Source organism: Congregibacter sp. (assembly GCF_047617445.1).
GTDB lineage: Bacteria > Pseudomonadota > Gammaproteobacteria > Pseudomonadales > Halieaceae > Congregibacter.
The window spans coordinates 1-9,112 of the sequence record NZ_JBLGBE010000111.1 but is presented as its reverse complement, the minus strand read 5'-3'; the positions used below and the strand labels follow the sequence as shown (position 1 = coordinate 9,112).

7 protein-coding genes and 4 pseudogenes are annotated in these 9,112 nt (G+C 54.8%); 5 read left to right on the top strand and 6 right to left on the bottom strand.

The features are described from left to right. The coding region (locus ACI9KD_RS16180) for a hypothetical protein (RefSeq protein ID WP_414982205.1) at nucleotides 1-239 on the top strand (239 nt) is incomplete at its 5' end. Nucleotides 240-384: 145 nt separating this feature from the next. Continuing rightward, nucleotides 385-2,322 (top strand): aconitate hydratase, encoded by a 1,938-nt coding sequence (locus ACI9KD_RS16175; protein ID WP_414982204.1) that lies wholly within the window; start codon nucleotides 385-387, stop codon nucleotides 2,320-2,322. 284 nt (nucleotides 2,323-2,606) lie between these two features. Here ACI9KD_RS16175 and ACI9KD_RS16170 read toward each other — a convergent pair. Both ACI9KD_RS16170 and ACI9KD_RS16165 read right to left on the bottom strand, forming a co-directional pair. After that, a pseudogene (locus tag ACI9KD_RS16170) lies at nucleotides 2,607-2,771 on the bottom strand (IS6 family transposase); the annotation flags it as partial. 49 nt (nucleotides 2,772-2,820) lie between these two features. After that, nucleotides 2,821-3,321 carry a hypothetical protein gene (locus tag ACI9KD_RS16165; protein ID WP_414982203.1) on the bottom strand — a complete coding sequence of 167 codons (501 nt, stop codon included), beginning with the start codon at nucleotides 3,319-3,321 and terminating at the stop codon, nucleotides 2,821-2,823. Nucleotides 3,322-3,919: 598 nt separating this feature from the next. Here ACI9KD_RS16165 and ACI9KD_RS16160 point away from each other — a divergent pair. Further along, nucleotides 3,920-4,300: an MAPEG family protein gene (locus ACI9KD_RS16160; RefSeq protein ID WP_414982202.1), complete on the top strand. Its 381-nt coding sequence runs from the start codon at nucleotides 3,920-3,922 to the stop codon at nucleotides 4,298-4,300. Nucleotides 4,301-4,601: 301 nt separating this feature from the next. Here ACI9KD_RS16160 and ACI9KD_RS16155 read toward each other — a convergent pair. From ACI9KD_RS16155 to ACI9KD_RS16145, 3 genes and pseudogenes are all read right to left on the bottom strand, one after another. Continuing rightward, nucleotides 4,602-5,117, bottom strand: a pseudogene (locus ACI9KD_RS16155) (IS6 family transposase). Between the two features lie 47 nt (nucleotides 5,118-5,164). Continuing rightward, nucleotides 5,165-5,302 carry a hypothetical protein gene (locus ACI9KD_RS16150; RefSeq protein WP_414982201.1) on the bottom strand — a complete coding sequence of 46 codons (138 nt, stop codon included), beginning with the start codon at nucleotides 5,300-5,302 and terminating at the stop codon, nucleotides 5,165-5,167. Nucleotides 5,303-5,487: 185 nt separating this feature from the next. After that, on the bottom strand, nucleotides 5,488-6,588 hold the full coding sequence (locus tag ACI9KD_RS16145; RefSeq protein WP_414982200.1) for a putative sugar O-methyltransferase: 1,101 nt from the start codon (nucleotides 6,586-6,588) through the stop codon (nucleotides 5,488-5,490). A gap of 159 nt (nucleotides 6,589-6,747) precedes the next feature. Between ACI9KD_RS16145 and ACI9KD_RS16140 the strand changes: the two are divergent. Beyond that, a pseudogene (locus ACI9KD_RS16140) lies at nucleotides 6,748-6,933 on the top strand (IS6 family transposase); the annotation flags it as partial. A gap of 13 nt (nucleotides 6,934-6,946) precedes the next feature. On the opposite strand, the pseudogene ACI9KD_RS16135 reads toward ACI9KD_RS16140, so the two are convergent. Then, a pseudogene (locus ACI9KD_RS16135) lies at nucleotides 6,947-7,033 on the bottom strand (IS6 family transposase); the annotation flags it as partial. 54 nt (nucleotides 7,034-7,087) lie between these two features. Here ACI9KD_RS16135 and ACI9KD_RS16130 point away from each other — a divergent pair. Further along, the gene (locus ACI9KD_RS16130; RefSeq protein ID WP_414982199.1) at nucleotides 7,088-8,821 is read left to right on the top strand and encodes a DUF885 family protein; all 1,734 of its coding nucleotides are present in this window, start codon (nucleotides 7,088-7,090) and stop codon (nucleotides 8,819-8,821) included. Nucleotides 8,822-9,112: the final 291 nt, after the last annotated feature.

Below are 9,112 nucleotides of genomic sequence, written 5' to 3'. Positions count from 1 at the left end.
CGCTGGACAAATTGGATCCTAATGGAAAAATCCGCGAAGTACCCAGAGTGCAGGTTCTGGTTGCCAAGAGACCGTTGGAACACTTCGATAACATCTATATTGGTGGAGACCTTGCAATGGTGATGGCGTACCTCAGTGGGCATTACACGCTTGAGGAACGAGACGCCCACTATGATAAAGGTAGGAGTACGATATCGCGGAGGGTGAAAGCGTACGAGCTTGGGAAATGGGAGACCTGACCCCGATGACCAGTTACCCTCGACACCCCATTTATACTTCTTATACTTATGGCGGCTGCAGCGGGTTACGTCACATTTGACGCGTTGAAGAGGACGGCAACGATATCTTCAGCGCCCTGAACAACTTGGGAGAATGAACATGAGAATGAACGTCACGCAAAAACTGATCCAATCGCATCTGGTGCACGGTGACATGACGCCCGGCGAGGAGATTGGGATCCGCATCGACCAGACGCTCACCCAAGACGCCACCGGCACGCTGGTGATGCTGGAGTTGGAGGCGATGGACCTGGACCGGGTGAAGACCGAGATCAGCGTCCAGTACGTTGACCACAACATCATCCAGGAGGACTACAAGAACCCCGACGACCACCTTTTTTTGCGTAGCGCCTGCCAGCGATTCGGCGTGTGGTACTCGCGGCCTGGCAACGGGGTGAGTCATCCGTGCCACCAGGAAAATTTCGGCAAGCCGGGCAAGACGCTCCTCGGCTCTGACAGTCACACGCCGGCGGCCGGCGCGATTGGCATGCTGGCCATCGGCGCTGGAGGGCTGGAAGTGGCGCTGGCAATGGCGGGCGAGGCGTTCTTTACGCGCATGCCACTGATCTGGGGCGTGAAGCTCACCGGCCAGTTGCCGGACTGGGTGAGCGCCAAGGACCTGATCCTGGAGATGTTGCGCCGCCACGGCGTGGGTGGCGGGCTGGGCCGGATCGTTGAATACTACGGACCCGGGCTGGCCACGTTGAGCGCGATGGATCGGCACGTGATCGCCAACATGGGTGCCGAGCTGGGCGCGACCACCACCGTTTTTCCGTCCGACCAGGAGGTGCGACGCTTCTTGCGTGCGTGGCAGCGAGAAGAGGACTGGGTGGAGCTGGCCGCGGATCCCGGCGCGGCCTACGACGTGCACGACGAAATCGATCTGTCGAATCTGGTGCCGCTGATCGCCATGCCCTCCAGCCCGGGGAATGTACGCCCGGTCAGCGAAGTCGCGGGCGAGCGGATCTATCAGGCGTATATCGGCTCGTCGGCCAATCCTGGCTACCGCGACTTCGCCGTTTCCGCCATGATGGTGCAGGGCCGGCAGGTGAATGATCGCGTTTCGTTCGATGTTAACCCCACGTCCCGAGCGCAGCTAGAAACCTTGGTGCGCGACGGGCACGTAGCCCACCTGCTGCACGCCGGCGCGCGGCTGCACCAAGCCGGCTGCAACGGCTGCATCGGCATGGGTCAGGCGCCGGCCACAAATGAACTCTCTTTGCGCACGGTGCCGCGCAACTTCCCGGGCCGTTCAGGCACCCGCGAGGACAAGGTATGTCTGGTTAGTCCAGAGACCGCCACGGCGTCGGCGCTCACCGGCGTGATTACCGACCCGCGGACACTTGACATCCCCTACCCACGCATCGCAGATCCGGATCAACCGATGATCAACCGCGCGATGTTCATGCCGCCGTTGCCGCTTGATGAGGCGCTGCACGTGGACCTCGCGAAGGGCCCGAACATCGCTTCGCTGCCGAACTTCGAGACGTTGTCTGATGAGATCGAAGTGTCGGTTCTGCTCAAGTTGGCGGACGATATTTCTACCGATGAGATCATGCCGCCAGGGTTGCGCGTGCTGCCGTTCCGCAGCAACATTCCCAGGATCGCCGAGTTCTCCTTCGACAGGCTCGATCCCACCTACGCCGCGCGAGCCAAACAAGTACCCGGCCACATCGTGGTGGGCGGGAACAATTACGGGCAAGGATCGAGTCGCGAGCACGCGGCACTGGGCCCGCAGTACCTCGGGCTGCGCGCCGTCCTGGCCAAGAGCTTCGCGCGGATTCACTCGCAAAACCTGATCAACTTCGGCGTGCTGGCGCTGACCTTCGTCGACCCGGCGGACTACGACGGCATCCAGGCCGGCGATGTGCTGCGCCTGACCGACTTGCAGCGAGCGCTGACAGAAAGTGGCGAGCTTGCGGTCGAGAATGTCACGCGCCAGATCACGTTCCAAGTGTGTCACCAGATGTCACCGCGACAAGTGCTGTTCCTGCTGCGCGGGGGATTGATCAACTGGATGAGAGAGCGCCTCTCAGGGCAGTAGAAAAATCAGCCCCGCCTTTCGCTGAGTTCCACCGGCAAGGTGGTTTGCACCCTGAGGACGCCCTACCGGGTATTGGCAAATTAACTTCTCTTGATCTGAGAAATCTGCTCTCCACGCTCAAGCTACTGCCCGGCTCCATTCAGCGAACGCATTCATCCTGAGCTCGCGGTAGTACTGAGCACGGACTAAATGCCTGCCGAGGTTGAAGAGATTAAAGACGGCAAGATGTGCAACCAGAAATTTGCGCGCGTGACCAACTGATTTGAACTTACGCATCCCTCGTTCCCGAACTTGATGCACCACGGGCGGATTGCTCCTCGGCTGACAGTGATGCCTCGTTCAGCCAGTAGACCCTCGATATCGCGATAGCTTAGATTGAAGCGATAGTAGAGCCAAACGGCGTAGGAAATGATATCGGGCGGGAATCTGTGGCGTTTGTATGTATTCATCCATCGATTCTAGCAAGTAGGGCGAGTTAACTTGGCAGTACCTGCTGCCTTAAGTAAAGCCGCCTATCGATGTAGCTCCTTCCAACGCCGTCGATTCTATAGCGACCTTGAATTCGTCGGGGATCGTGTGCTGTCGTACCTCCTCGTCCCAAATCTCCCGCATCACAGGCGCTTCGATCATTTGTCGCAAACCCTTGCGGCGTCGCTCCCATAACTCGTCTGGAACTAGGCCTTCATTCCAAAGAGACCACTGTGCTTGAAAATACTGTAAAGCCCCTCGAAATGTGAATTGAATCTGACTCTGCTCTGTTGGGCTGAGGTCACTCATTGTGACGCCAGGTGAGACAGAACGACTGATCAAATGAGCCCATTCAGGGTTAGCGCCGTGCGAATAGTTGACGGCGCCAAAAACTGTTTCTGAGTTCCAAATTGCATTTGCGCGCAGGGCCTTGGCGTTTGCTCGGGTCTGAACAGCGAGATACAGCAGAGATGCTACGACTGCAGTGGCCCCTACAATCTCCCCGACCGCTCCAACGGCGTCCCAGTTCATATTTCATTTCCTTATTAGATTCCTCCAACAAGGATACACCGAGGTCTGCTAGTAGGCGAAAGCGGGCGTTTGCGAGGGACTTACAGGTGACGGTTGGTGGCCGGTTTCTGACGCTCGAAAGCTGCAAATCGTGGCCTACTGAGCGTCCGCTTTTGCTATTAGGCACCAGGTAGGTACCCAAAAAACCGACACCACGCTATCCGTTCGAGAATCGTTCGGTGTTCGGTACGGAGAAAGCCCCTACGTTTCTTGATCTTGCGACACAGCTCCCCTCTCCCACTGTCCCGCCGGGTTCGGGATTGGTTCGGTATCGGGACGCTTCGGCGTTGAGAAAACGGCTTAGCTTTCTTCGGCTTAAGTTGATGGATACACTGCTCTTCGAGCTCCTCATAATCGATAGGTCATAGGTTCAAGTCCTGCTGGGCCCACCATCTTTCTGTTTTATATAGCTTTTTTATAAGTCTGAGCAATCGATTGGGGGTCGCTGGGTGAGGCACAACTGATGACGAGCTCTAAGTGATAAGATTCGAGCAAAATTCTCGCTGACAAACGCCTGACTGGCATCCACACCTACCGCCTATCACAACGAAGGAACTCCATGAACTACGTACATCTCATCGCAGTCCTAGCTATCTTTCAGTTTTTTTATTTCGGAATAATGGTGGGTCGTGCTCGAGGGCAATACGGGGTTGACGCCCCAGCGACGTCAGGCCATGAAATGTTTGACCGGGCTTTTCGTATACAGATGAATACACTCGAGCAATTAGTCTGCTTTTTACCCGCCCTACTGTTGGCAGATGTGTATTGGCCCGGCACGACCATCGCCGCGATTGGTGCCGTGTACATTGTGGGTAGATTTCTATACGCGAGGTCCTATACACAGGACCCCGCCAAGCGTGGCTTGGGCTTCGGTTTAAGCATATTGCCGACGTTCATCCTCCTGGGAGCTGCAGGATTAGGCTCGGTACTGCAAAGTTGACTTGAATAACAACAGGGCAGGCCTCTTGTGCCTCGTGGAAAAACCGGATGAATGCAGCGAAACCTCAGCGCGTCATGGCGGTGGCCATCCTGAGCCAAGCCTACCAAGCGCAGTAGGAAGGTGCAGAGACTACGTGGGGCAGCACGAACTTGCTGCGTAATACACGGTTAGCGTCCAGCACCCCAGCGGTTAAAGCCGGGGTGATGATATAGTCCAGGACAGAGTGAAGGCTCTGGTAGCCAGAATCGGCAGGTCCGGGGTTCGATCCCCCGAGGGCCCATTACGGTTCTGCCAAGTTAACTCAAGCAACTGTCCTACTCCATTCTTCAAACGCACCTACCCTAAGATCCCGATAGTGCTGCACACGAACCCGATGTCGACCAAGATTGAAAAGATTGCTGACCGCCGCATAAGCAGCCAGGAATCTCCGAGCCTGCTTTACTGCCTTGAACCTCCGCATACCTCGCTCCGGCACCCTGGTCGCCTCATGCGATTGCTCTGCCCGATTGTTGGCATATTGGCTGTTGTCATGAATAACGTCTGGCATTATTTCTCGATGAGCAACGCCGTAGCTCCGCAACTTATCCGTCACGATCTTCTTGGGTTCACCGCCATGACTTTGTAGTAGCCTTCTAAAGAAACGCTTAGCAGCGGCCGCATCACGCTTTGCTTAAAGATACACATCAACGACTTCACCATCCGGGTCGACCGCCCGCCACAGATAGTGCTGCTTGCCGTTTATCTTGATGAAGACTTCATCGATGTAGAAGGTATCACCGTAGCCTCGGTGCTTTCGCTTGAGTCTCCGAGCATACATTGATGCACCAGAGCCTGATGGCCTCACGGCTGACAGTGATACCACGTTCAGCGAGTAGATCCTCGATATCCCGGTGTCTCAGATTGAAGCAATAGTAGAGCCAGAGAGCCTGCCTCACGAAGTGCTTTGGGCACTGTATAGCTGATGATATCGGGAGGGAATCGGTACCGCTTGTAGGTATTCATCGGCCGATTCTATCAATGTGGCTGGGTTAACTTGTCAGTACCGTTTATATGTATTCATGAGCAAAGTTTACCTATTGCAGCCGGTTAACTTGGCGATACCGTTAAGCGAGAAGGCGCTCGGCAGGTCACAAATCGGGGGCACAGCGTAGCTTAGGTCGCTAGTCGGCTGGGCGGACAAGGGACGCTCAGGGAATCTCAAAAATGGCTTCGAAGAACTCCTTGTGGACCGGATTTACTCCCGCCTTAACAATATTCCACGCGGGACGCGTGGGATATACCACCGCAGGCATACTGGTGTTGTCTTCCGGATTATTCCAATGGAGCCATTGCTTGGTGTAAAAATTCCTAGCTTTGACGTCAATAAGCTCATAATAGCGATGGATCTGCTTCAGGTTCATCTCCTGAAAAGAGCTGATGTTTATCAGGAGGTCGATGCTCCGGTCGGGCAATAGTTGCAGCTGGTGTGGCAATAGAAACGCAATATCCGAATTTTCGATTTGAGCGGCAACGTCCACATAGTCTTCGAAAGGCCTCCACATAAAGATACGTAAATCCGGGAAAAGGGAGCTTAAGTACCATTGCGATAAGTGGAGTGCGGGTGGTATATCTATCATGATCAATCGTTTGCTCTTTCCCGCCATCAGCGTTGCGATCACGTAGAATAATCTGCCATAGCCACCCCCAATCTCCGCGATCACCGGTCGCTCTATTCCTGCCACTACATCAACAAAGTAGGCATATTCAAGATAGGAATTGCAGATGTCCTGACTTACCCGCCTACCACCCACTTCCATTGCGATCGGGTCACCTAACAATGGTTCCTGCAGGACGTAAAACAGGCTCGCCGTATCGACCGCTTCAACATAGTCATTTAGGCAAAGTAGATAGATGGCATAGAGCTTTCTGTCGATCCATCGGAGGCGGGTCTTATCTGAAATATAGGTTGTGTGAAGTCCTTTGACGGAGAGGTTAGTTGTAATGAGTGCTGCAATCGCCTTAGGGTTAAAGCGGTTGCGTTTCAGATATGCCAGCAGCATCCGGTACAGGTACGGGGATGATAGAGACACCATCCAATTGAAATAATTATTGTTGACTGTGCGCTTGAAGCTCTCGAACCCGTAATGTGAAAGCCAATGAATGTTTTTTTGCCGGAGTTTCTCCCAAAAAACGGATGGGTGAAAAAGACTCTCAGCATGAACGTACTCACGCTCCATGCTCGACATGTCCGTCACCGGCGAACCGCCGCTTCCTTTATCGCTAAGATGATCCTCCGACGTTTCACTCACCAGCCAACTCCCGCCCTGCCCTAAAGCGTTCGGAGTATAGGACGAATAAACGCTGTGTAGCGAGAACGTTTTGTATGGATCAGGTGCGCTCGCGGTTACAGACCGCTGGGCGGTATTGCCAAGTTAAGTACCTAAAATTGTCAGAATAGGCGAACGAATGTGTACAAACGTCACCGATTTCCACCAGCTATCATTTCCTACGCCGTCTGACTCTACTATCGCTTTTATCTGAGTCATCGAGATATTGAAGATCTAATGGCTGAGCGTGGTATCAACGTCACCCGTGAATCGATCCGTCTTTGGTGCATCAAGTTCGGAGCCATCTATGCCCGTCGATTGAGGCGAGGGCACCGTGGTTACGGTGACTGAAGTTGAATCTAAAGTAGAGACAGACTGCATAACTGATTATTTCGGGAGGGAATCGGTGGCGCTTGTAGGTATTCATCGGCCGACTCTATCAATTCCAGGCAGTTAATTTGACGGTACCATCATGTAAGCTGTGACTAAATCCCTAAGCAAGGACAACAACGCGATGGCGCACTTCCAAAAACACCCGGTTCTCGGATTGAGCTTCCTACTGTTGCTCCTGGGCGTTGCAATCACGGGGCTCTCCATCGCGGTGCAGGCGCATACACCCGCGCCCGGAGCTACTTTAGAAGCAGCGGCAGAACGCTATTTTTCCGTGAGTATTGTGGAGCGATCCCAATCCGAGTACGCGGCCGCCCTGACTGAGTATAAGGGGGTTCTGGCTGAACTCGATGCCGTCGACTACACCGCGCTGTCCCTGGACGATCAGGTTGATCACTCTCTGCTGTCGTCCCAGGTCAAGACCCGAATCTTTGAGGTCGAAACCGTGAGGCTACACACCCTGCATCCCGCCTCGTATTTTGCACTCAGCAAAACCAATCGTCTGTTCGTGCGCCCGGGCGCGATACCAGACTCCGGCGTTCGCGAGGCCTTAGAAGAACTGTTGCTGCTACCAGTCGTACTGAAAAACGCCGAAGCCAACCTCGAGCGCCCGGCCCGTGTGTGGACAGAAAACGCAATGTACGAGACCTATTACGCACATATGTTGCTACGCGAGTATGTTCCGGAAACACCGGTAGACGATCCGGCGCTCAAGGCCGAGCTCCTCGCTGCCGCACAAGCCGCCGATGCCGCCGTCGGCCGCTATGAGCGGTTTCTCGAAAAAGAACTGCTGCCGCGCTCGGATCGCTCGGCGAGTTGGGATCCACAATGGATCGAATACCTGCAATTTACAAAGGAAGAACTTACGGACTGGCCGCTGTCGCGGATGCTCTCATTTGCCCAGACGGACATGCAGGAAACCCGGGAGGCAATGCAGGCCCTGGCCAAGCGCATCCACCCCTCGGGCGATCTGCAGCGGGTTTGGGAGGTCATGCTAGACGAAGCGCCCGCCTGGAGCGAGGTACTCCCCATGGCGCAGCGTTTCGTGGATATCGCATCATCCTGGCTAAGGGAAGAGGGTGATCACGTCGTCACGATCCCGGACTACATTGACTACGGCGCAAGGACCACCCCACCGATGGCGCGGCGCATTCTGTCCTTTGGCGGTGCGACTCGTGGCCCCGACGTCGCGGGCCGTCAATCCGGTTATTACATCATCACTCCGCTGGAAGAGCGCCTCAGCGACAAGGAAGCGGCTAGTCGTATCCGTTCCTACAATCCCTACTGGACCCACATAATTTCCTATCACGAGTGGCTGGGACATAACGTGCAGATTGCCGCTGCAAAGGAGCACGTTGACAGCGACATTCGTCGCGGTCTATCCACAGGTTATTTCAGCCAGGCCTGGTCTTTTTATCTGGAAAAGCTGCTTGAAGACGAAGGTTACTTCGAGGATCGCTTCAGTCATGTGGCAGCGCTCAAGCATCGTATGGGGCGCCTGCAGATGCGACAGTGGCGCAACGCGCGTATCGTCACCAAGGTGCTAATGGCCCAAGGTAAAATGAGCTTCGAAGAGGCGGTGGACTATTACGTCACTGAGATCGGAATGGAGCCCACCAACGCCTTTATCGAGGTGCAGCGCGACTCACAAACGCCGCACCCACCCGGGAAGGAAATCGTCGGTGAGCAGAAAATTTTAGAGCTGCGGGCAGAGTATCAACGACGCATGGGCGAGCACTATCAACTGCGCAGCTTTAATAACAATCTGCTGACTTACGGCGACCTGAGCTTCAGACAGATACGCCGCCTGATGTTCCGAGACTGAAAATCGCGATCCCCTAAGCTTCATCCTTCGCGAGTGTCCGTGTAAGCGCCCACGTAAATCAACGCTCGCTGAACCCACCCGTTGCCAAGCGGGAAGTACCGGTGGAAAACGAAAAACTCGGTAAAAGGCAAAAAAATCAGCATGACTCCTAACCTCACACCCAAGAGCAAGGTAATCGCATACCGAATATTGATGCCATACATTTGCAGTCATTCTGGGAGGGCGTGATGGCTAGCACCGAAACTGCGACGCTTACTGTTCGGGTTGATTCTGGCTTAAAAAAGCATTGAG